Here is a 22,236-nt window from a genome sequence, read left to right as displayed (position 1 = left end):
TTTACTGGTCGATCCAAATATTGACGATTATTTTCAAAACCTGGCGTGACAATTTCTGGAGCTAATGGAGCAACCATATCTATTAAAGTGCTTTTCACATTCCAATTTCCTTCCATCCAGTCTGGATAAATTAAATCTGTCTTAGCAGCACTAATTGACGGTTTATTTTCCCAATTAGGAAAATCAGCAATTCTCTCAACTAAAGTTTCTGCTGCTGCATTATTAGCCCAAAGTAAAATAATTATAATCAAGCTCAAATTCAAGATTACTTGCCAAAAATTTTGGTAATTTTTCATATACTTGTAAGTTATGTGGTTGATTTTTTTGATTAGACAATTTGCAAAGTATAGCATTTATAATTGTAAAAAAGATGGCAACTTAAAGAGATATTAAGCAGATGGCAAAATATCTTCCTATGTTATAGTATAGGATAAGCAAATACACAAAATAGATTACCCATTAGAGCCTAGTAAAAATTTTACAGTTTCAGGATTCATTATGTGTAAGTAATTTTGTTTAAATGCTTAACTGTCTAAAAAGTTATTCGGGCTAGGAGAAATAACATGGGTTTAAACAATAAAATCAAGGCAGCGTTTAAAAAACTACAGGGACAAGCTCAGGAAGCTGTAGGTGAAATTACAGGAGACAACAAACAAAAAATTCAAGGAAAGAAAAAACAAGTTGAAGCATCAGTTCAACAATCTGTTTAAAACTTAAAAGATCGAGTAAAAAAAATGATTGATTAATCCGCAAATTCTGGAAATTTTAAGGTTGAAATTTTTTTTGATTTGAGAGCATCTTGATAGAATGCTCTCTTTTAACATTAGTATTCCCACATACTATAGCGTTACAGATTAAGGCTCTTGACATTTCTAAATCCTGAAACCCTTTGACAGTCTGCTGTTCCCAGTTAAGTGTTCCCTATTCCCGATTCAAGTAGTGCGATCGAGATTAATAATTATGCAAATTCAGATTCAAACATTTACAGTCCATAAAAGATTTCCTTTGACTATTAGTCGGGGAACTACTGCTGAGAGTACCAATATTTTGGTAAAAATACAACAAGAAGATATAGAAGGTTGGGGAGAAGCTTCACCATTTTCAGTAGGAGAAAAACCACAACCTACCACAATTTTACAATACGCTTTACAACAAGTTACCCCTGCTCTAGAAAAGTTTAGTCCACTTGAGCGACAGCAAATTGAGCAAGTATTAACAGAATTGCAAATACCATCAGCAGCTAGAGCAGCTATTGATATTGCCTTGCATGACTGGGTAGGGAAAAAAGTAGGGTTGCCTTTATGGCGACTTTGGGGATTAGAACGCGATCGCATTGTGCCTATTTCCGTTACTATTGGTATCAGCTCCCCGGAAGCTGCTAAACAAAGGGTAAGAAACTGGCTAAATTTTATTGATGCGCGGGTATTGAAAGTAAAATTAGGTAGTCCCGAAGGTATTGAAGCGGATAAGGCAATGTTGATTGCGGTGAAAGAGGAAGCACCTCCAGATGCTTTGTTATATGTGGATGCTAATGGGGGTTGGAGTCTGGAGGATGCTGTAAAAATGTGTGACTGGTTGGCAAAAGTTGGAGTTATTTATGTCGAACAACCATTAGCTGCTGTTTCCGCAATGAAAGATTTACCGCATCTGTATGAGCGATCGCCATTACCTATTTTTGTAGATGAAAGTTGTTTTACTGCCAAGGATATTCCTCTGTTTGCAGACCGAGTACATGGCATCAATATTAAATTGATGAAGTCAGGAGGGTTAACCGAAGCGATGCGGATGGTTTATGTAGCGAAAGCTTGTGGGTTGCAAGTGATGTTTGGTTGTTATTCTGACAGTTGCTTGGCGAATACAGCAGCAGCACAACTTGCGCCATTAGCAGATTATTTAGACTTGGATAGTCATCTTAATTTGATTGACGATCCGTTTACGGGTGCGGTGATGGAAAAAGGGCGTTTGTTGCCGAATGATTTACCGGGGTTGGGGGTTAATGAAGTCAGAAGTTAGAAATTAGAAGTCAGAAGTTAGAAGTTTACTAAATCTGGTTGACAGAGTATCCTTTTGTGCAGATACAGCAAATTCCAAGTATATTCTGCTAAATTCTAATATGTCATTGCGAGTGAAACGAAGCAATCTCAGAAACTTTGAAATTACTTCCTGAGTGTCACAATGACAACTGTTGAACCTGATATATCTGGTAAATGTGGAACTTACCCAAAGAAACCGAGTTTTTCCTAGATGCCTATTGTTTAAACCAAAAATTTCTCCTAGCAACCGGGTTTCTGGGTTTCAGCGTGCGTAAATGCTGTTTATTCAATAGACATAGGCGTGATAATCAAAAATCAAATCAATCCCATACGCAAAAATCATCAATTCTTTCCCCTTGCTCTGTACGGACGTTGCATGCAACGTCCCTACCTCCGACCTCCGACCTCTTTTCCAGAGGAGAATAATTGCAGAAAAATTGAGGGATAAAATATTCTACTAAATCCTCTAAATTCCGCATTTATCCTGTCTCCTGTCTCCTGTCTCCTCCCCTCACCCATAATACTTTTGAGCGCAAACCCTAAATAGGTATATGCGTTATCATTTCAAGGCTAAGTTAAAAGTGTCACATCCAGTGAGCACTCAACACAATCAAACGCACTTTGAACAGTTTAGAAAAAATGCCATAACTGCTATAAAAAGCAATTAAAAAGTTCAAAAACTGTAGTAAATCCTGGAAAATACTCATATTCTGATGTTCATAGTAAACTAGAATATTCTGCGCGTTGGTAATTTCAAGGATGAATTAAGCCGGAAAAGGTAAATCTCATATTTTATTTCCTCTTTCTCTAAAACTATAATTAATCCCGCAAATATACAATGCTTAAATTTTCTCTAATTTTATGATTTTGTATTATTTAGGATATAATAAGTAATAATAATTAAACTCAACGACAAAACTTAAGTCTAATCTTGTTTTGTAAGTATCGCAATAACTATTGAAAATAGGAATAAAAATGTGATGTTAATAAATAAAGACTCTCCACTTATATTAATTGTCGATGACAACCCTACCAACTTATCGGTACTCTCAGAAACGCTGGGTGGTGCTGGTTTTCGTTTTCGAGTGGCAATGGATGGAGAAACTGCTTTGGCCTTAGTTGAGCGGAATCACCCTGAACTGATTTTGCTGGATGTGCAAATGCCTGGAATTGACGGCTTTGAAACCTGTCGCCGGCTAAAAACAAATCCTGCAACCCAAGGCATTCCTATCATTTTTACTACTGCCCTGGCTGATACAGAAAGCAAAACTAAGGCATTTGCCCTCGGTGCGGTTGATTATATTCCTAAGCCGTTTGAGCCGGCGGAGGTTTTGGCAAGACTGCGAGTACATCTTCAACTAAAACGCCTGACAGAATCCCTGGAAGCACAGGTTCGCGATCGCACAGCTACTCTGCAACAAGCTCAAGTCCAACTGGTCCAGCAAGAAAAACTCTCTAGCCTTGGCGAAATGGTGGCTGGAATTGGCCATGAACTGAATAATCCAATCAACTTTATTGTGAGTAATATTGAGCCACTGCAAGAGTATATAACTGTAATGACTAAGATTCTAAATCTTTATCAGCAGGAACATCCCAATCCTTCACTACAGTTAAGGGAAGCCATTGAGGATTTGGAGCTCGAATTCGTCCTGGAAGATATAACGAAGATTTTCAACTCTTTTAGATTAGGTACAGATCGGATCAAGAATATTTCAACCTCAATCCGCACGTTTTCTCGTTTGGATAGTGAAACTAAAGTTCTGGCAGATTTACATGAATGTTTAGATAGTACACTGACAATTTTGCAACATCGCCTCAAAGGTAAAGGCGATCGCCCGCCAATTGAAGTTATTAAGTCTTATGGCTCGTTGCCTTCAGTGCTGTGTTACTCTGGACAAATGAATCAGGTATTTATGAATATTCTAGCAAATGCAATTGATGCCTTGGAGGAAGCAATGATCCAGGGAAAATCAAGAGATTGGCTTCCAGAAATTAAAATTACAACTCAAACAACCTCCTCGGAGGAAGAAATCGTTATCAAAATCGCAGATAACGGAATTGGTATTCCTGAATCTATTAAACCACGCTTGTTTGAGGCAATGTTTACCACAAAATCAGTCGGGAAAGGTACAGGTTTAGGACTGGCTATCGCTCATCAAATTGTTGTAGAAAAACACAATGGTTCACTTAATGTAAATTCCCAAGTTGGAGAAGGAACAGAATTTACAATCGAAATTCCGATCGTTGAAAATACATGATATGCACGCAAGAAGCACAAGAATGGGCAACAAATTCAAGAACTTTCAACTTTGATATGATGTAACTTTTATTCCTTTTGCCCAAGAGATTTTGCAACTAGCGAATAGTTTCCAGCTTAAACGCCTGGAAAAATTTATAAAAAACTATATTGGTTAACTCAAAGTATGAAGAAGCTAATCAACAAATTAACTCACAAAAAATCTCTCAGAATTGTTTTAATTATCCCCTTTATTTTGCAAATTCTCACTGCCGTTGGATTGGTAGGTTATCTTTCTTTCAAAAATGGAGAGAAAGCTGTTAACAAATTGGCATTCGAGTTACAAGATGAAATCACTTACCGGGTTGAAGACCACATTAAAGATTACTTAGAATATCCACACATTATTACTCAAAGTAATATCAATGCTTTTCAACTTGAGCAACTGAATGTAAATAATATGGCTGCTTTAGAACAGCATTTCTGGAAACAAGTTCAGCTTTTCGAGTCTGTTCGTAGTATTTATTTTGCAGGCAACCCTGAAATTGGAGAATATGCCTTCGCCCGACGTGAACCTGATGGAACATTTGTGGTTAAAGACTTTATAAATTTCCCGATGCGCAATACTTTTGCGATAGATGATCGAGGTCAGCGAACTCAATTGGTGAACTCTAAGCCATTTTATCCTCGCCAAAGACCTTGGTATATTACCGCAGTAGAAGCAGGTTATCCCACCTGGGGTAAAGTTTATAATTTCACGGATGATGGCATACTTGGAATTACTTTCTCCGCACCCATTCAGGATAACTCAGGAAACTTTCAGGGGGTTTTAGCAATTGACCTAATTCTCAGCCTGATTAGTGATTTTCTGCGTGAACTTACGATTAGTCCTTCAGGTCAAGTTTTTCTGATTGAACCTTCAGGGTATCTAATTGGAAGTTCAACATCTGAACAGCCATTTTTACCAGGCAAAGAGGATGAGAAGGCACAACGACTCCAGGCGAAAAACAGTCAACATCCCCTGACTCGAAGCACAGCTCAATATTTGTTAAATCATTTTGGCGATCTTTCCCAAATCACCGAAACACAACAGTTCAGCTTCAAAATTGATGAAAAGCTTCTGTTGGTTGAAGTGAGTCCGATCAAGAATCGGGGTATAGATTGGTTATGCGTTGTTGTCATCCCTGCATCAGACTTCATGGCAGAAATTAATGCCAATACTCGCACGACAATTTTGCTCTGTATCGCTGCTTTAATTATTGCGACCATTATTGGAATTATCACGGCACAATGGGTGACAAAACCCATTTTACGTTTGAATAATGCAGCAAAAGATATTGCTCGCGGAAAATGGAATAAAACTATAGACCTGAAGCGTTCTGATGAAGTGGGAGAATTAAACCAATCTTTCAATCAAATGGCAAGTCAGTTGAGAGATTCATTTGAAATGTTAGAGGCAAGAGTTGAAGAGCGAACCGCTGAATTGGCGGAATCTAATCAACAACTGCAAGAAGCCAAAAAACAGGCAGAAAGTGCCAACCAAGCCAAAAGTGAATTTCTCGCCAATATGAGCCATGAACTCCGTACACCCCTCAACGGCATTCTTGGCTACGCTCAAATTCTCGAACGTTCCTCAACAATGAATGACAAAGAGCGCAAAGGTATTGCCATCATCAAACAATGTGGCTCTCACCTGCTGAACTTAATCAATGATATTCTCGACCTCTCCAAAATCGAAGCCCGCAAACTTGAACTTTTAGTCAATGAGTTTCATTTCCCCTCCTTTCTCCAAGGTGTTGCCGAAATATGTCGCATTCGGGCTGAACAAAAAGGTATAGATTTTGAGTACGCACCTGATGATAATTTACCCATAGGTATTCGTGCTGATGAAAAACGACTACAGCAAGTACTGATAAATCTCCTGAGCAATGCCATTAAATTCACTGATGCTGGTAGCGTTACCTTTGCCGTAACAGCCAATAAACTGGAACAAAAGCAGGGCAGATATCATCTGCACTTTGAAGTCAAAGATACAGGTATAGGCATGACCCCAGAGCAACAGCAGAAAATATTCCTGCCATTTGAACAGGTGGGCGACCGCAAAAAACAGACAGAAGGAACAGGTTTGGGATTAGCCATTAGTCAAAAAATTGTCACACTTATGGACACTCAACTGGAAGTACAGAGTGAAGCAGGTAAGGGCAGTACCTTCTGGTTTGATGTGGAAGTTCCAGAAGCACAAGAATGGGCAACAAATTCCAGAACTTTCAACCAGGGAACTATCTTAGGTTATCAAGGTAAAAAACGCCGTGTTTTAGTCGTTGATGACCGTTGGGAAAATCGCTCCGTGGTGGTGAGTTTGTTAGAAATGCTAGGCTTTGAAATGAGTGAAGCGGAAAATGGAAAGGAAGCTCTAAAAAAAATGATGGTATTGTTGCCGGATGTGGTGATTACCGATCTAATGATGCCAGTAATGAATGGTTATGAATTCCTAGAGAACATCCGTTCGTCGGCCAAATTCAAGAATGTTGTGGCGATCGCTTCTTCTGCTAGTGTGTTTGAAAGTAATCAACAGGAGGCTCTTGATACTGGAGCGGATGTATTTTTGCCCAAACCTATACAAACTGATAGATTATTGGAAATTTTACAGCATTATCTGAATCTAGAGTGGGTTTATGAGCAACAGACTACAGTATTAGCTGAGGTAAATGAAGTTAGGCTAGATGATGGAGTTGTTTCCCCTAGCAGTGAAGTCTTACAACAATTACTCACTCTAGTTGAGGATGGTGATATTCAAGGTGTTGTAGAAGTTGCCGAAAATATTCTAGCATCTGAGGCAACCCTAAACTCTTTTGCCAAAGAGATTTTGCAACTAGCGAATAGTTTCCAGCTTCAACGGTTGAAAACTTTTATTAAAGAGCATCTTGATGTTGATTATGGGTGAATGGTTGTAGGCAGGGTAAACACATCTAAATTCGGGAAGTTAAAGAAACCCAGTTTTTCCTAGATGTCTATTGTTTAAACCAAGTTTCTGGGTTTCGGCGTGCATAATATCATGTCCGGATAATCAGTGATCAAAAAGTTTTTCTTTGTAGTAGGGCTTTAGCCCTGTATGCACTTAGGGCTAAAGCCCTACTACGAACTTTAAATTATAACTATTTAACAAACAATAAGCGAGTTTTTTGTCGTTGATAATGTAGGGGCGGGTTCCATATTAAATTAATCGGGATGAATCATCAAATTAGATCAACCCGACCTTAGATGTACTGCGCTGCCTAGAGGGGGGCGGGTTTAGATAAATTAATATCATGTATCAAGGTTTTCGGCTAAACCCGCCCGTACACATCGCACTGATAACTGATAACTGATAACTGAAAAACCCGTCCCTACACATCGTACTGATAACTGAAAAAACTCGCCCCTACCAACCCACAGAATAACAGGGAAAACGATTCGCTTTTATAAAACTTATCGCTGTTTGAGCTATTGCTGGAATTTCTATCAATACAATTTTTTCTATCAAAAATGGTAATGGTATTTGTCCGGGGGATACTTTGGTTTTGGGAACTTTGCTTAATATTCTCTTACGCACTATGATATGGGAATTGTCATTGCGAATGGAGCGTCAGCGTAATGTTTGCGGAGCATTCCGTAGGAAAGCAATCTCAACGTTCGAGATTGCTTCGCTTCACTCCGTTACGCTCGCAATGACACGGGGTTTTCTGCTTCCATCAGGTAATGGACGTGATTCAGCATGATGCACAAGGCGTAAAGTTTGAATGGGTACTTTTCTTGTGCTTGTTTGATGATATGTAATACCAATTCTCAAAAAGAATGCTATACTTGATACTGCTATCACATATATGTAAAAAAAATCACTTAGGGTTTGCGATACTGCTGACCCAACGCTCCGCGAACGCAAAAACGATATGCAGTATTTTATAAACTTGTTTCCACAATCGAAACAGGCTGATGAAAATTTTCAAGTATACCTACTTTTCTTAAAGCTTCAATAATGAACTGCCATCCTGTTAATGAAGCTACAAAATTATGGTTAATATTTAGTAGGATTTTGTCAAGAAATTCTCTTAAGTCTGGTAAATCTCTAAATACTATCCACTTCAGTCTTTGTTTTATTGCTAACCATAGTCTCTCTATAGGATTAACTTCTGGACAATAACTTGGTTGAAAGTAGGGGTTGCGAAGATCGGCGAACGTATAGGTTGACCCTCCAAATCCAAGCCTCATCAGGCCACTCAACTCACTAAAGTCGATTGTCCCGTCACCACTCGAATCACTACCACTCCACTCCAAAGTCACATCACCCTTGTCTGTCTCAAACGTGGTGACGAAAGATGCTGCTTGTGCTGAAGTGAGACAGAGGGAAAGGAGCGAGAGCATCGAGACAGTCGCACCGCCGAGAGCTTTCAGGAAATGCTTGCAAAAGCGAGATGATTTGACATTTAGGTTTTGGAAATTTTTGTTCATTGTTTGTGTCCAAAGAGATTAATTTTTTTCTGGTAGATACTTCCCTTTGTTTATTAAGATTTGTGTCATTACATCAATCATAATCAACCCCCCTAGTGTCAAGAGCATTTCGCCTACTTCATTAAATCTTCATTAAATAAGGAAATTTCCTCATCTTCTTCATCACTTCTTCATACCATTACAACATCTTATGCCTAAGATTGCGATCATTTATTTGATGAAAATTATTGAAAGGGACGGGGAGGAAAAAAGTAGGGGCGGGTTCCCCGCAGAGTCTTCATGGGAAGTCAACAGGCATCAAATCAACTCGCCCCCAGACGATATGGCTGCACAGGGCGGGGGGCGGGTTTTTGATGAATTAATGCGTTTGTATCAAGGTTTTTGGTGAAACCCGCCCCTACAATTTTTTCAACTTGCGTATTATATACTGGCTATCTTTTTATTATATAGCAGTTCTCGTTCTCTGTGAGCTACAGTTTTAGATCCCCCCTGACCCCCCTTAATAAGGGGGGAACTGCTTAAAAAGGGGGGAACTAACAAAAAGTCCCCCTTTCTAAGGGGGATTTAGGGGGATCGTAAATGTACCTCGTGCATAAATCCTTTTTATTCAATTTAATTGAACCTCTTTTCTAACATTTACCAATACTTTGTCACCTCTAGTCAAACTATATTCACCCCTCCATTTTCCCTTAGCAAGAGACTGAGAATTATTGCGTTTTCCCACATATCCCATCCATGTTTTTTTAGCAGATTTAATTTTCTTTTTATTGTCTATTACTCGATCGCCGTTAGGAGCAAATAATTGATAATGTTCCTCATCCCCAGGCAACACGCCATAAATTTGCACCCAAAATATTAATGCAGCACTATTTCCTGGCAAAACCGTATCGTAAAATTTGCCAGACCACAAATCATCCATAGTCGGTGCCGCATCAGCAAACCCACTCCGAATAAAACCAGTCGGTTTATAATTCAACGGTTGTTGCCAAATTGAATTACGAGCAGTATTACAACCACTCTTAGCATTAACTCCCACAAATGGATCGACAATTTCTCCCTGATATCGAAAGCTCAAATGTACATGAGGAAAGGAAGCTAAACCCGACTCTCCCACCATTCCCAGTTCAGTACCTGCTTTAACAACTGTTCCTGGTTTGACAACAACACTACCATTGCGGAGATGGCAATATTGAGTTTCCCAACCATTACCATGATCTATAACCATTCCATTCCCACATTCAATATTCTTGACCGCATCTTTATCTGCTTGATTTTTGATTCGGCGATCGCTTATTCCGTCTCTGACTCGTAACACTTTACCAGGAGCAACCGCTTCTACCGCTACACCTTTCGCCATAATTTTTTCATCAGATATGGCAAAGTCTGTTCCTTTGTGACCGTCGTAAGTTTGCCTCCCGCAACCAAAATCTACTGCTTTTGGACTAGGGTCGCGATCGCTATACAATAAAATAAAGCAGTCTTGGTCTAGCTTACATTCAATAGGTATCGCAAATTTGGGATTATTTGAAACTTGAGCAATAGAGTTGTCAATGACGGAATTTTGAAATAGTGGAGTATTAGCATTAGCAGTCAACAGGTAGTTGGTAGCTAATATTATTACTAATGCGGTAAGAAAACCATAAAAATAATTTTTAAGTTTCATATTTTTTCTTTAGTTATCATCGTCTAATATTACAAAAGCAAGTAGATAACCAGATCGGCAAGCTCTTGAGGAAAAGAAGCTTTAGCAATTATTTCCAGGTATTGTACGCATTTACCAATGGAAACCCGCCATTGGTGAGCATAGATAACTCCAGAAAAACTTATACTCTCAGCTTGACGGCGACTACCTTCATATAAAATCCGGTTAAACACTCGTCATTGCGACCGACAGTGAAGCAATCTCCTAAACCCCTGATATTGCTTCCTTCCACTCCGTTCCAGTCGCTGCGGACTTAGGTATAAGAATTATCCGGATTTGATATCAGCCAGAAAATCATCATCTTGAGTAAACAAGACACGCTAAAGTTGAGTAGCGCGATTAAATACTGTCGGATCTGCTTCTCCAGATAGACTATCTTCTTGAACTGTCAACACATCTATACCTCGCTGACGCAACCCTTCTGTAATTTGCCGGGCTACATTTTCATCCATATACAGAGCTATACTCACTTAAATTACTCCCTCTGCTTTCAGTCTTTTGACTAACGGCGACTCTCCTACTTCTCGGCGTAATTTTTCTGCATCTATTTCTGGTTGATTATCCCAATAATAAGCTAGAGCAGAATAAATTTGACTCATGCTCAAATGAGGATAGTTTTCCTGCAACTCTTCTGGTGTCCAACTGTAAGCTTTAACTGAGGTAATTAACTCAACTACTTTCATCGTGCTTCCTGTAATAATAGGGACGTTTTTTTCGTCGAGATGTACATATTTATATTCGGTTTTGGTAGTTGTCATAGTTTTTAATTGATAATACAGAGCGATCGCTCTGTTGACTATCTTTAATGATAATTCAGTTTTCAAATTTTTGTCAAAGGCGATCGGGTATACTGTTTCGTACTCGTATCACTTTACCAGGGGCAACCGCTTCTACAACTACACTATCGTAAAGAAATAATCAATTATTTCCCCTACTACCTACTCCCTCGTCTAGCTTGAAAATGTGGGTAAAGAGCGAGTCAATGAAGACCTCTCCCCCAACCCTTCTCCTGCTCCGAGAGGGGGGAGGTTTTACCCACAATTTTAGTCTGGACGCGCTACTACTCCCTTTTCTGGAGAGGTTTAGTGAAAATCAGGATAAACCATACACATAACGCCCGACTTTCCTATACGAGGCTCCACTTTGGGAGAGCGGGAACTTCCCAGGGGGAAAGTTAAAGGCTTTTCTCCAATTGATAAATAACATAGGGAGCTATCCTCATCTCATCTTTCCAATGAAGTGGATCTGAGCTGTTCCCAAGAGGTCTAAATTCCTGTTTGACCCTCAAACCAGCTTGGATAAACGCCATTTTGTAGTCGTTGTCGCTCCAAAAATAATCGGTCACATCAATGTTTTCCGGCAGCAAGCGAGCCTTAACTTGTTGCCCCGAATGGAGGGGTGGCTTATTCTCTGGAAAGTCTACTAGGCAAGATAGCCAATTTCCTTGGTAAAACTCTTCTGTGTTAGTAACTACTATACCAACGCCAGATGGACAGATAATTCGAGCCATCTCCCGTACAATTAGATCGAGATCGTTCCGGTTGCCAATTTCAAGTAACATCCAGCTTGAGAAAAAAGCCGGAAAATATCCATCCACAAAAGGCAAACCTTGGTTGGGTTTCAGAAGATGGTATTCACCTTTTGGATCTGCTTTCCTGGCCAGTGCAATCATCTCTGGACTGATGTCTACACCTACAACATTATTCCCCAGGGCTTTCAAAAAACGGCTTGAACGACCTGTACCGCAGCCAATATCGAGAACAAAGGAGTCCCTCAGCAAACGGCGTTCTGCAACAGTCCGAAAGGCGAGGTAGTCTGTATTATTTAGTTCTCTGATAGCGTATTGTTCAGCTTGTTGGGAATAGTCAGGACTAGGCATAGTTATATCATTTTTGATTGAGAAGTTATGTATTTGCTATTAATATCATGTCCGGATGAACAGTTATAAATAATTCCGCAGGAGTCAGGAGTCAGGATAAAAGAATGTATTAGGAGAGAGAAGTGTTTTGATCGCTAATTATCCGGACATAGTAGCGCGTCCAGACTAAAATTGTGGGTAAAACCTCCCCCCTCTCGGAGCAGGAGAGGGGGTTGGGGGAGAGGTCTTCATTGACTCGCTCTTTACCCACATTTTCAAGCTAGACGAGTTCATTAATTGATAATTGATAATGGATAATTGATAATTACAAGAAGGTTTTAACCGCACGGGAATTGAATATTGGGAAATATCATTTCTTCTCTTGGTCGATTGGAGGCAAGCGAGGAGACCTCGCCATCCCATCCTACGGAATGCTTCGCTTTCCGACCGCTTTTTTCCCCTATCCAAGGGGAGGCTTCAAGGCGCGAATTAATTATTAATAATTAATTAATAATTCGGTAATAGTATAAATGGATATTTCGGGAGAGTCAACGTATTTAAAACGTATTTAATTAGAGGCTTTTCCATAATGCGTGCTTTCTTTATCCCCCAATCTCCCCATCTCCCCATCCCCCATCCCCCATCTCCCTATCATAAAAGGGTTTCAATACTTATGGGTAAAGCATAGCTTTCAGGGCGGGGTCTTGAAAAAGCTGAGAGCTGACCCCTAATAGCTGAATGCTTACAATAATGTTGTTATTTTTGACTATGAAATGGGCAACCACCAGCAGTTAAATCTTTGATAAATTTACTATTATTGAAATAATGTTCTACAGATAAAATTTTTAAATCTTCAGTTAATCTAGCAATACTCATCCCAACCATTTCAATAGTTTCACCAGTAGGTTGATACTCTTTAAAATTACCCTTAAAAGTTCCCCAATGGCGCCATTTAAAAGTAACATTTGGCGGTCCTGAAAGCACTTCCATTACTTCCCAAAGAAACCCATCAGGAAAAGCTGTATGAAAAGTTTCAAAGGATGATTTAAAAGTTTCTTCTTCTGGATTATAATGTTTATTTTTACCAATAAAAAGATTGTATGTTCCTTGTTCTGCTGTTTCTTTTGCGGTATATTCTTTACCTCCATTACTACTCATCCGAAATTTATCGGCAACAACAGATAACCACTGCTGAGGATTAGTTTTATTAGATGCTTCCATCTCAAAAGTTCTAACTAAGTTATGAGCGATCGCTTCTAAAGATCCTTCTGGATGATGATATTTTCTTTCTTGTTGGAAAACTCGATCGTTGTGAGAATAGTCTGGTCGTGTTCCGTCTCGCCATTCCACTCCTTCATCATTAGCAATGACTTGTTCTCTATCTTGTACCCAAAGTGGTAGTTCTGTAGAATTAGTATTACTCATATTTATTTTCAATCATTAGTTTTCAGACTTTAATTTACTAGATTATTTTTGAGGAGAATAGCTATTACATAATTATTTAATTGTTTTTGATTAAAAGTAAAGAGAAGTAAAAAAATATCGTTGTTGAATAACTGTATAATTTTTAGCAGTCAGTAGCCATACTATTTTAAAGTCAGTAGCTATACTATTTCAAGAAGTTTTTTCTTTTGCCTAGAGTGGGAGGTATTGATGATTTGGTTGACAAGTTTGACTATTCATCTAACTAAAAATCAAAGTTTAATACCTAAAATGCAAAAAAATAGGTAAGCATTCAGCCATTAGCATTCAGCATTTCCTGCGGAATGCTGCGCAAACAGCTTTTAAAAGTACAAGACTTACTAAAGTTATCTCATGGCCTTTTTATTTCCTGCGGAATGCTGCGCAAACATAAGTTTTAATTCTCTTTGGAGACTAATTCCTCCTTTCGTATGATAGTGACTTAATAACTCATAGCTAATAGCTGACAGCTGACGGCTGAATGCTTACAAAAATAGTCAACATTCTTTATTCAAGTTAAAGTCATCTTTACTCAAAGTATATTTAACACCTGCTTGCTGAGATTCTGAATAAACAAAATTTCGCTCAAATTTTAATCCTACTTTTTCCATAACTCGAATAGAAGCTTTATTTTCTGACAAAGCACTAGCAACTACTTGTTGTGTTTCCAACTCTAAAAAACCTTTCCGAATTAAAGCTTTTGAACCTTCAGTTGCATATCCTTTTCCCCACATTTTTCTTTGTAACCGATAACCAACTTCAATATCATCAACTTGGTACAAAGTTGCTCCCATATAACTATCTAAACCTGGTCGAAAATGAAACCAACCAATAAATTTATTACTTGATTTTTCAATAGTCACCCAAAAACCATAACCAGGATATTCTTGGTAATATCTGAGAACTTTAGGTAAAAATTCATTTTTAATCTCATTGTATGAAGTCGGTGTTCGAGAGCGATCGCCTAATTTTGTAAATCTAGTTACTTCTGGGTCACTATCTAACTGAAATAATAATTCTGCATCAGTTTCAGTAAACTGTCGTAAAATTAATCTTTCTGTCTCTAGAAAAATCTTCATTGAATTTTTAATAAAAAAATAGCTTCTTTTGAGCAGGGGAATCTTTACTATAGCACTACGCAGGACGCTGAAATTTATAAATGCTCAAACGAGCGTCAGGAATTACTTCTTATATCTAAGTTGGATGATTAGTTATTGTAGTCATTGCGACTGGAACGGAGTGAAAGGAAGCAATCTCGTGCAACCCTTGAGATTGCTTCCCTTTGGTTGCTGCGGACGACTTTTCAAACGTATTCTATATGACTTGTGACTTGCGCGTAGCGCTATACTATTCTCCTATTTCTGGTTTTTGCTATCTATTAAGTATGGCAGCAAAAACGGTTCTAGAACAAAATAACCCTATCTATGCCAAAGAAATCATCAATTGTTTCAATATTTTGAGTTAAGTTTAAATTCGCTCCACCTTCAATTATAGCAACAGTATCTACCTCAATAGTATTATTCTCTATTGATATTGATTGGTACTCAATGACTAAATCATTACCTGATGGGAAAACGTGAATATTATCTCTTGAACTTTTAAATATCTCAATAGAATCACCCTCAAATTGGTTAAAGTCTACTATTGTTGCTTCACCCTCACCTAAATAGAAAGGTACAGCTATTGGCATTATACTACGACCTGTAGCTGAAGTAGTTCCTAGGATAAACTGATTGACTCCTGCAGTGCCAATTAGGCGATCGAACTCACCTAGACCATCACTACGGTAATCTCTTTCAAAAAAATAATCTACTGCAACTCCTGTTATTTCTACAAAATTATTTTCAGCTCCCACAGGACTAACAATATCGCTGCCACTTGTTCCACTAAAAACAGCAGCACGACTTTCATTAATACCAAAGTTGAGATAATGTTCTAAACCAGAACTAATAAACCCATTATTGACAGCTTCAGCAACAGCAGGATTATTTGCTAAATATTCGCCTTCGACAAAAGACACTTCTAGAGGTAGAGGTTGACCAGTTGGAGGTTCTTGGGAACCAAAGCGGAAGTTACTGTCGTTCAAAAGTAGCTCGTTAGTAACAGGATCGACCACATTCTCAACTACAGCTAATTTTGTTTATTATTGACTTTTAATTTAGTCTTGATTGATTGCATTTCAATTTATCGGCCACCTCTTTTAAGGGGGTTGCACATTATGGAATGATATTGCCAAAAATTAGTTTAGACTTTAACTAAAAAAAACATTAATTAGTCATTATAGCAATTATCAAATCCAAAATCCTGTTCATCAAAAATATAAAATCATTTGTCACTGTGCAATGCCCTTTTAAGAGTTTAATAAGTTAGACATAAATCTAGTATATCACAGTAAATGTCTATTTATGTTAAATTTTGTCTAATTATTTTAATACTGTTTACAGCCCCCAACCAAGGTGTCAAAACCACCACCCCCATCACCTGTAGAACCTGTTTGATAAATGCGATCGCCTTGAGCATTTAAAGTAACAGGTACTCCGATAAAGTCTATTTCTCCTCCTGGTATACCCACGGGTAATTCTGGGATAAATTCATTGCCAATGCTACCAGTAAAAGCAGCAGGTCGCAGTTCAAACTGCCCAAACTGGAGATAATGATCGAAACCAGATGGGATCAAACCACTATTAACTGCTGCTGCAACATTAGGGTTTTCCAGTAAATATTCACTTTCAAAAAATGGCATGATTTCCTTTTAGTTAAACTAAGTTTTTTACCCTTGATTTTACCAAGAAGAAAAATGTTTCCAGATTTTAAATAAAACCGTTTTCTACCAAAAATTCTGGTGTAATATCTTTTAAATTATTGACAGTAGAATTGTCTTCTAAAGCTGGTGGTAAAACCGAATAATTATTAGATCCATGACGCAGAAATTTAGCTACATATTTACCAAGAATATCTGCTTCAATATTTACTAAATTACCAGGTTTTAAATGACTCAGATTTGTTTCATTAAAACTGTGGGGAATAACTGCTACTTGAAACCAGTTGCCATCCACATCACAATCAGCCACAGTTAAACTAATACCATTGACTGCAATACTCCCTTTCGCTACAATATAGGGCGCAATCTGACGTTCCCACCTTTCATCTGTTGTCTGTGGCGCTGTAAATTTCATTTCCCAGGCATTAATAGTTTCAACAGAGCTTTGCAAACATCCAACCCCATCAATGTGACCCGTGACAAAATGGCCTCCCAGCTTGCTGCCTGCTCTTAATGAAGTTTCAAGATTCACATACCTATCCGATATTTTGCCTAGGATACTACGTTCTAAGGTCTCAGGTGATACGATCGCCACAAATCCTTGAGCTAAAATATCTATTACTGTTAGACAAACACCGTCTACAGCTACACTATCACCAATGGCCAAACCTTCTAAGATGATTTGGCTATTACTAGATGATTCCAGAGAGACTAAAATTTGACTTTCTGCTAAAAGCTTAATTTTTCCTAAAGCTTGAATTAATCCTGTAAACACTGTTTTTCCTCTGATTAATTAATTAAAGTTTAGTTAAATTTTATGAATAGTTACACCAATACTACCCTTGAGGTTAGGTTGTCTATATCATCATGGTGAACTATTAGTTAAGGTAGAACCATACTCCGAAAAGATCGAACATAATAAATAAATGTAAAAATAATTAATATAGGTAAATATCAAGCCAGATTAAAATCCAGTTGTTCCTTACCTATAATCATTTATATCCTATAAAGTTTGACAAAAATTATTATAAAATGAGGCCGAGTCGATGATTGAAATGAAAGTCGCTGGAATAGCATTGGATGCAGCAACACGCAATCCAATTGTATTGTTAAGAGATAGTACAGAGCGGCGTGCCTTGCCTATCTATATAGGTCAAGATCAGGCCAAGGCAATTATTGGTGCTCTGGAAAACCATCAGCCACCACGTCCATTGACTCACGACCTTACGGTCAGTATTCTAGAATCACTGAATGGGGTTCTGGAAAAAGTGGTGATTCACTCATTGCAAGATAACACATTCTATGCAGTGCTAATTGTGAAGCAAGGGGAAACTAAAAAAGAAATTGATGCCCGCCCCAGTGATGCCATCTCTATTGCCCTACGTACAAATAGCCCCATTTGGGTGATGGAAGAGGTAGTAGCAGATGCCTCTATCCCTGTAGACCGAGATGCAGATGAGGCTGAAAGGCAAGCATTTCGGGATTTTGTGTCAAAACTTCGCCCTGAAGATTTAATCAAACGTGGTGGCTCTAGCACTGGTGGACTATCTTGATACCGTTTCAGGGAAGTCAAAAGTAAAAAATTAAAAGTCAAAAAAAGATTGATTTCGCAGAAAACTTGAACAGCCTATTTGAGATGTTTGGCCAAAGTTAGTATGAGCGATCGGCTATCAATTTTAGTCTGCTCCCTTTCTCTCTTAGCCAGATTCTAGGTGGTTTTATGTACTGAACTTACAGGCAAACCACTATTACAATTAATTATAGGTTTTCAGAGCGATCGCTATAGCGCTACGCTTCAACAATTAATAATTAATAATTAATAATTAATAATTAATTATTACCTCTCCTTGAAACAGATAGGATTGACTAATCATGAAAAATTTTTTCTTTTTTCCCCTTAAAAGGTGAGGCGCATACCCACAATTTCTCGGTAAGTCAGACAGAATTCAGAAGTAATCTATGACTTAGTTTCCGGTGCGTATATGCTTCCCTAGAGAATGCTTTGCGCCGATAAAAACACAAACAGCATTTAGTCACATCCGCGCCCTTTGCTTAGATCGCTAATTAACTATAACTAAAAACTAAAAACTAAAATATACAGGTGCATTACCGCAGGTTTGGCAAAACGAACTTAAACCTCTCAGTTTTTTCCTTGGGTACTATGCGATATTTGGTATCCGAGGAAAATGCTGTACAAACAATACAGCAAGCTGTAGATATGGGTATTAACCATATTGAAACAGCTAGAGGTTATGGTAAAAGTGAAAAGTACTTGGGTACAGCTTTGGTATCTGGATTGCAGCGTGCCCAACTTTATATAACAACAAAAATTATACCAACAAAAGATGTCAGTCTGATAGAAAGTTCTATAGATGAATCATTGGAAAATCTAAGTATAGACTATTTAGACTTTCTAGCTATTCATGGCATTAATACTTGGGAACATTTAGAAATTACCCATCATGGCATTAGAGCGCTTCAGAAGGTGATGGATGATGGGCGAGTCAAAAATATTGGTTTCTCAACTCATGGGCCTTTAGATGTAATCTTAGCGGCCATTAATACAGACTTTTTTCAATTTATTAATTTACATTACTACTACTTTTTCCAACGTCATGCTCCCGCAGTGGAGTTAGCCCACCAAAAAGATATGGGCATTTTTATTATTTCTCCGGCAGATAAAGGTGGGCAGTTATACACACCACCTCCTACTCTCCAGAACTTGTGTCAGCCTTTTTCTCCACTGGAATTAAATTATCGATTTTTATTAAGCGACCCTAGAATTACAACTTTAAGTGTGGGTGCTGCTAGGCCACAAGAATTAGAATGGCCTTTGACCATGAGCGATCGCACAGAACCTCTAACTTTTGAGGAAACAGAAATATTTCAGCGTTTGGAAAGCGAGGCTTTACAGCGCTTGGGAACGGAGAAATGTAGCCAATGTTATGCTTGTTTACCTTGTCCAGAGGATATTAATATTCCAGAAATTCTGAGATTAAGGAATTTGGGGATAGCTTATAATATGACAAGGTTCGGTAAATACCGATATGGGATGTTTGAAAATGCTGGTCATTGGTTTCCTGGTAAGAAAGGCAACCGATGTACTGAATGTGGCGAGTGTTTACCCAGATGTCCGGAAAAATTGCATATACCAAGTTTGTTGAAAGATACCCATCAGAGATTTAAGGGTGCATCTGGTCGTCGGTTGTGGGATTAAATTTTTTAGATATTGTGTTAGATTGTTCAAAACAAATAGAAACCATTATTTTATTCATTAATTGATAATGGATAATTACCAAAATATAAGGTCTAAAGCCTCCCCTTTTAAGGGGATGAAAAGAATATTTAATTCAGTATTTCAAGCCTTGGACTTTAGTTGGAGGTACTGATAACTGATAACTGAAATGACCTCTTTAACAATTGATAATGAATAATTATTTTTGTTTTTGGCTGTTGCCGACATGAAACGCGGAGCGAATTGAATTGCTTTTGGGAAGCATGACAAACGGAAAGCTTTCCACAAAGCTTTCCGCAATTATTAATTATTAGGAGAGGGTTTAAATCTTTGGGGATTAATTATCAATTATCCATTATCCATTATCCATTGGTAATTAGGGTCTATGGAAAAATTTTTGGGTTCCGAGAGTAAGAAGCAAGCTTTTAGACCCAATTATCTCGATAACAAATTAAGGAGTTACCGAGTTAAGAGTGAATAAATATGTTAAAAAGTTTTTTAGTTTTTTTTTAATCCTAAATTTGATTTAGGGCAAATGCTATATCTGTTACCTTCCATCTAATTTCAAGTAAATTAGAGAATTTGAGTAAATATTTGCTGCCAACTTCTGTTTCCTTTTCCCTATTACCGAATAATTAATAATTATTAATTGTTAATTAAATACCTTGGTTCAAAGCCTCCCCCATAGGGGTAAAAAAAGAAATAATATTTCCTTATATTCAATTCCGTTGCGGTTTTAACCTTCTTGTAATTATCCATTATCCATTATCCATTATCCATTAATGAACATCGCACCTCTAACATTCTTTATATTTAGCAAAAATGTCGGCAGAAGTACCCACCAAAAAAGACGATCGGGATACTAATATTTGATGAAGGGATGAATGGCTAGCAAAATATCAGGACTTACGCATCAGGTACGAAAAATTAGGATTTGAGATTGCTTAAGAGTCGGTCGATAGGGACGAAAATACGTTGCAGGTGCGTAAGTCCTAATATATAAAACATGGGCATGATTTTAGTTGATGGCGATCATCCCGAATTATAAATTTAACTTCTGACTTCTTCAATTGGGATTATACCAGTTTCCCAAAGTACTTTTACATTAACTTTTTTAGCAGGTAAGGGAGGTTTGTTTGGCAATACAGGAAAATTCAAGAGCAAAGGTTTTCTCTATTTTATAGTCCCTACTCTCTACTACCTATTTTCACTGTCACTATCTTTTTAAAATTTGGTCTTAATAGTTAAAACTAAGCCAAGATATCTTTGAAAAACTAAGATTGAAAATCACAATGTTGATCCTGTCAATAATCATCTCAATCCTATTTTTCCCATTGATTAATCAGTTATTGGAGAAAACATTTGATATTTTTAAAAATCAAGGGAAAAAAATCAAATATCTGGAAAATATTAACCAGAAATTACAGCTAGAGCTTACAATAATTCAAGATAAAAATGTAGAACTAGAAAAGAATCAAGCAATTTTGTCAGCAATTGTAGAAAAGTCTAAAGCAATTATTTATATTCAAGACATACAAGGAAAATACATTTTAATAAATCGTCATTTTAGAAAAACGTTTAATCTGGAAAAAGAACAAGTTATTGGCAAAACTAACTATGATTTTTTTGCCAGAGAAATTGCAGAAAATTTTAGTTACATACATCAAATAGTTACAGAAGCAAACAGATGCTTAACAGTGGAAGAAATTTTACCCGATAAAAATGGATATAACTCTTATATTTCTACCAAATTTCCACTTTATAATTTAGATGGTTCTCTCTATGCAATTGGTAGTATATCTACAAATATCAATTATCGTAAAGAACTTCAAACATTGTTGAGCAACGTTAATCAAGAGCTGGAAAATAGAGTGGCAGAACGTACTCTTTGTTTAAAACAACTAAATGAACAGCTCAAAATTGAAATTAATGCCAAAACTCAGGCTAATAAAATGGCAGAGAAAATGGCTAATGAACTATCACAACACGCGAGAACAGTTGATAGTATTCTCAATGCCTCTGTAGATCCAATTTATCTTTTTGACCCCTGCGGAAAATATACTTATGTAAGTCGAATTGGGGCAGAATCCCTAGGTATGAAGCCTAATGATATGATTGGTAAAACAGCAACAGAACTGGGTTTTTCAGAAGCAATTATTCAACAGTTCGATGAACAAATGAAAAAAGTTTTCACTACTGGTAAAGCAGTCAAATCAGAAGGATGTTTTCCCACCATAAAAGGGGAAATAGATTATGAATATATTATTAGTCCAGTGGTCGATCGAGAAGAAAATATAGAAGCAGTAGTTTCTACATTTCGTGATATTACCGAACGGCGACATACACAATTAGAACTAGAGTTAGCAAAAGAAGCTGCAGAAGCAGCCAACCAAGCCAAAAGTAGATTTTTAGCTAATATTAGTCACGAATTAAAAACACCTTTAAATGCCATTATTGGCTAT

The 22,236-nt window shown here is 37.6% G+C and carries 22 protein-coding genes; 7 read left to right on the top strand and 15 right to left on the bottom strand.

The window, feature by feature from the left end:
• Positions 1-296: DUF6816 family protein (locus F6K22_RS05745; protein WP_363272917.1), on the bottom strand; the 296-nt coding region annotated here is incomplete at its 3' end.
• Between the two features lie 267 nt (positions 297-563).
• Here F6K22_RS05745 and F6K22_RS05740 point away from each other — a divergent pair.
• Entirely contained in the window at positions 564-710 is a 147-nt protein-coding gene (locus tag F6K22_RS05740; RefSeq protein WP_293094431.1) for a CsbD family protein, read from the top strand.
• A 250-nt stretch (positions 711-960) separates the two neighbouring features.
• The gene (locus tag F6K22_RS05735) at positions 961-2,013 is read left to right on the top strand and encodes a dipeptide epimerase (protein WP_293094428.1); all 1,053 of its coding nucleotides are present in this window, start codon (positions 961-963) and stop codon (positions 2,011-2,013) included.
• 340 nt (positions 2,014-2,353) lie between these two features.
• On the opposite strand, the gene F6K22_RS05730 is transcribed toward F6K22_RS05735, so the two are convergent.
• Positions 2,354-2,512, bottom strand: a complete 159-nt coding sequence (locus tag F6K22_RS05730; protein WP_293094426.1) for a hypothetical protein — start codon at positions 2,510-2,512, stop codon at positions 2,354-2,356.
• Between the two features lie 501 nt (positions 2,513-3,013).
• Between F6K22_RS05730 and F6K22_RS05725 the strand changes: the two genes are divergently transcribed.
• Positions 3,014-4,291 (top strand): hybrid sensor histidine kinase/response regulator, encoded by a 1,278-nt coding sequence (locus tag F6K22_RS05725; RefSeq protein ID WP_293094423.1) that lies wholly within the window; start codon positions 3,014-3,016, stop codon positions 4,289-4,291.
• Between the two features lie 165 nt (positions 4,292-4,456).
• Positions 4,457-7,213 (top strand): hybrid sensor histidine kinase/response regulator, encoded by a 2,757-nt coding sequence (locus F6K22_RS05720; protein WP_293094420.1) that lies wholly within the window; start codon positions 4,457-4,459, stop codon positions 7,211-7,213.
• Positions 7,214-7,690: 477 nt separating this feature from the next.
• On the opposite strand, the gene F6K22_RS05715 is transcribed toward F6K22_RS05720, so the two are convergent.
• The 13 genes from F6K22_RS05715 to ribE all read right to left on the bottom strand — a co-directional run bounded on the left by F6K22_RS05715 (position 7,691) and on the right by ribE (position 17,314).
• Positions 7,691-7,861, bottom strand: a complete 171-nt coding sequence (locus tag F6K22_RS05715; protein WP_293094417.1) for a hypothetical protein — start codon at positions 7,859-7,861, stop codon at positions 7,691-7,693.
• Positions 7,862-7,965: 104 nt separating this feature from the next.
• Complete coding sequence (locus tag F6K22_RS05710) at positions 7,966-8,091, bottom strand: transposase (RefSeq protein WP_293094414.1); 126 nt, start codon at positions 8,089-8,091, stop codon at positions 7,966-7,968.
• Between the two features lie 117 nt (positions 8,092-8,208).
• Positions 8,209-8,757, bottom strand: a complete 549-nt coding sequence (locus F6K22_RS05705) for a hypothetical protein (protein ID WP_293094411.1) — start codon at positions 8,755-8,757, stop codon at positions 8,209-8,211.
• 607 nt (positions 8,758-9,364) lie between these two features.
• On the bottom strand, positions 9,365-10,420 hold the full coding sequence (locus F6K22_RS05700; protein ID WP_293094408.1) for a M23 family metallopeptidase: 1,056 nt from the start codon (positions 10,418-10,420) through the stop codon (positions 9,365-9,367).
• Positions 10,421-10,449: 29 nt separating this feature from the next.
• Positions 10,450-10,632: a hypothetical protein gene (locus F6K22_RS05695; RefSeq protein WP_293094405.1), complete on the bottom strand. Its 183-nt coding sequence runs from the start codon at positions 10,630-10,632 to the stop codon at positions 10,450-10,452.
• A gap of 147 nt (positions 10,633-10,779) precedes the next feature.
• Positions 10,780-10,929, bottom strand: a complete 150-nt coding sequence (locus F6K22_RS05690; protein ID WP_293094402.1) for a DUF5615 family PIN-like protein — start codon at positions 10,927-10,929, stop codon at positions 10,780-10,782.
• Positions 10,930-11,283, bottom strand: a complete 354-nt coding sequence (locus F6K22_RS05685) for a DUF433 domain-containing protein (protein ID WP_293094399.1) — start codon at positions 11,281-11,283, stop codon at positions 10,930-10,932.
• Between the two features lie 350 nt (positions 11,284-11,633).
• A complete protein-coding gene (locus F6K22_RS05680) occupies positions 11,634-12,338 on the bottom strand; it encodes a class I SAM-dependent methyltransferase (RefSeq protein WP_293094396.1) in 705 nt (234 codons plus the stop codon).
• A gap of 735 nt (positions 12,339-13,073) precedes the next feature.
• On the bottom strand, positions 13,074-13,742 hold the full coding sequence (locus F6K22_RS05675; protein WP_293094393.1) for an ester cyclase: 669 nt from the start codon (positions 13,740-13,742) through the stop codon (positions 13,074-13,076).
• 533 nt (positions 13,743-14,275) lie between these two features.
• Positions 14,276-14,857, bottom strand: a complete 582-nt coding sequence (locus F6K22_RS05670; protein WP_293094391.1) for a GNAT family N-acetyltransferase — start codon at positions 14,855-14,857, stop codon at positions 14,276-14,278.
• Positions 14,858-15,180: 323 nt separating this feature from the next.
• Positions 15,181-15,894: a hypothetical protein gene (locus tag F6K22_RS05665; RefSeq protein ID WP_293094389.1), complete on the bottom strand. Its 714-nt coding sequence runs from the start codon at positions 15,892-15,894 to the stop codon at positions 15,181-15,183.
• 312 nt (positions 15,895-16,206) lie between these two features.
• Complete coding sequence (locus tag F6K22_RS05660) at positions 16,207-16,521, bottom strand: hypothetical protein (RefSeq protein WP_293094387.1); 315 nt, start codon at positions 16,519-16,521, stop codon at positions 16,207-16,209.
• A gap of 67 nt (positions 16,522-16,588) precedes the next feature.
• A complete protein-coding gene (ribE, locus tag F6K22_RS05655) occupies positions 16,589-17,314 on the bottom strand; it encodes a riboflavin synthase (protein ID WP_293094385.1) in 726 nt (241 codons plus the stop codon).
• A gap of 271 nt (positions 17,315-17,585) precedes the next feature.
• Between ribE and F6K22_RS05650 the strand changes: the two genes are divergently transcribed.
• The 3 genes from F6K22_RS05650 to F6K22_RS05640 all read left to right on the top strand — a co-directional run.
• Positions 17,586-18,092 carry a bifunctional nuclease family protein gene (locus F6K22_RS05650; RefSeq protein ID WP_293094383.1) on the top strand — a complete coding sequence of 169 codons (507 nt, stop codon included), beginning with the start codon at positions 17,586-17,588 and terminating at the stop codon, positions 18,090-18,092.
• A gap of 548 nt (positions 18,093-18,640) precedes the next feature.
• A complete protein-coding gene (locus F6K22_RS05645) occupies positions 18,641-19,756 on the top strand; it encodes an aldo/keto reductase (protein ID WP_293094380.1) in 1,116 nt (371 codons plus the stop codon).
• 1,310 nt (positions 19,757-21,066) lie between these two features.
• Positions 21,067-22,236, top strand: a 1,170-nt coding sequence (locus tag F6K22_RS05640) for a PAS domain S-box protein (protein ID WP_293094377.1), incomplete at its 3' end; no start/stop codon positions are given.

Source organism: Okeania sp. SIO2F4, assembly GCF_010672385.1.
Taxonomy (GTDB): Bacteria; Cyanobacteriota; Cyanobacteriia; order Cyanobacteriales; family Microcoleaceae; genus Trichodesmium.
This window is presented reverse-complemented; position numbering and strand designations above follow the sequence as displayed.

Excerpts from the sequence above, each read along its gene's own strand:
- F6K22_RS05740 (WP_293094431.1), top strand. The coding sequence starts at position 564 with ATGGGTTTAAACAATAAAATCAAGGCAGCGTTTAAAAAACTACAGGGA.
- F6K22_RS05735 (WP_293094428.1), top strand. The coding sequence starts at position 961 with ATGCAAATTCAGATTCAAACATTTACAGTCCATAAAAGATTTCCTTTG.
- F6K22_RS05730 (WP_293094426.1), bottom strand. The coding sequence starts at position 2,512 with ATGCGGAATTTAGAGGATTTAGTAGAATATTTTATCCCTCAATTTTTC.
- F6K22_RS05725 (WP_293094423.1), top strand. The coding sequence starts at position 3,014 with ATGTTAATAAATAAAGACTCTCCACTTATATTAATTGTCGATGACAAC.
- F6K22_RS05720 (WP_293094420.1), top strand. The coding sequence starts at position 4,457 with ATGAAGAAGCTAATCAACAAATTAACTCACAAAAAATCTCTCAGAATT.
- F6K22_RS05705 (WP_293094411.1), bottom strand. The coding sequence starts at position 8,757 with ATGAACAAAAATTTCCAAAACCTAAATGTCAAATCATCTCGCTTTTGC.
- F6K22_RS05700 (WP_293094408.1), bottom strand. The coding sequence starts at position 10,420 with ATGAAACTTAAAAATTATTTTTATGGTTTTCTTACCGCATTAGTAATA.
- F6K22_RS05680 (WP_293094396.1), bottom strand. The coding sequence starts at position 12,338 with ATGCCTAGTCCTGACTATTCCCAACAAGCTGAACAATACGCTATCAGA.
- F6K22_RS05675 (WP_293094393.1), bottom strand. The coding sequence starts at position 13,742 with ATGAGTAATACTAATTCTACAGAACTACCACTTTGGGTACAAGATAGA.
- F6K22_RS05670 (WP_293094391.1), bottom strand. The coding sequence starts at position 14,857 with ATGAAGATTTTTCTAGAGACAGAAAGATTAATTTTACGACAGTTTACT.
- F6K22_RS05660 (WP_293094387.1), bottom strand. The coding sequence starts at position 16,521 with ATGCCATTTTTTGAAAGTGAATATTTACTGGAAAACCCTAATGTTGCA.
- F6K22_RS05650 (WP_293094383.1), top strand. The coding sequence starts at position 17,586 with ATGATTGAAATGAAAGTCGCTGGAATAGCATTGGATGCAGCAACACGC.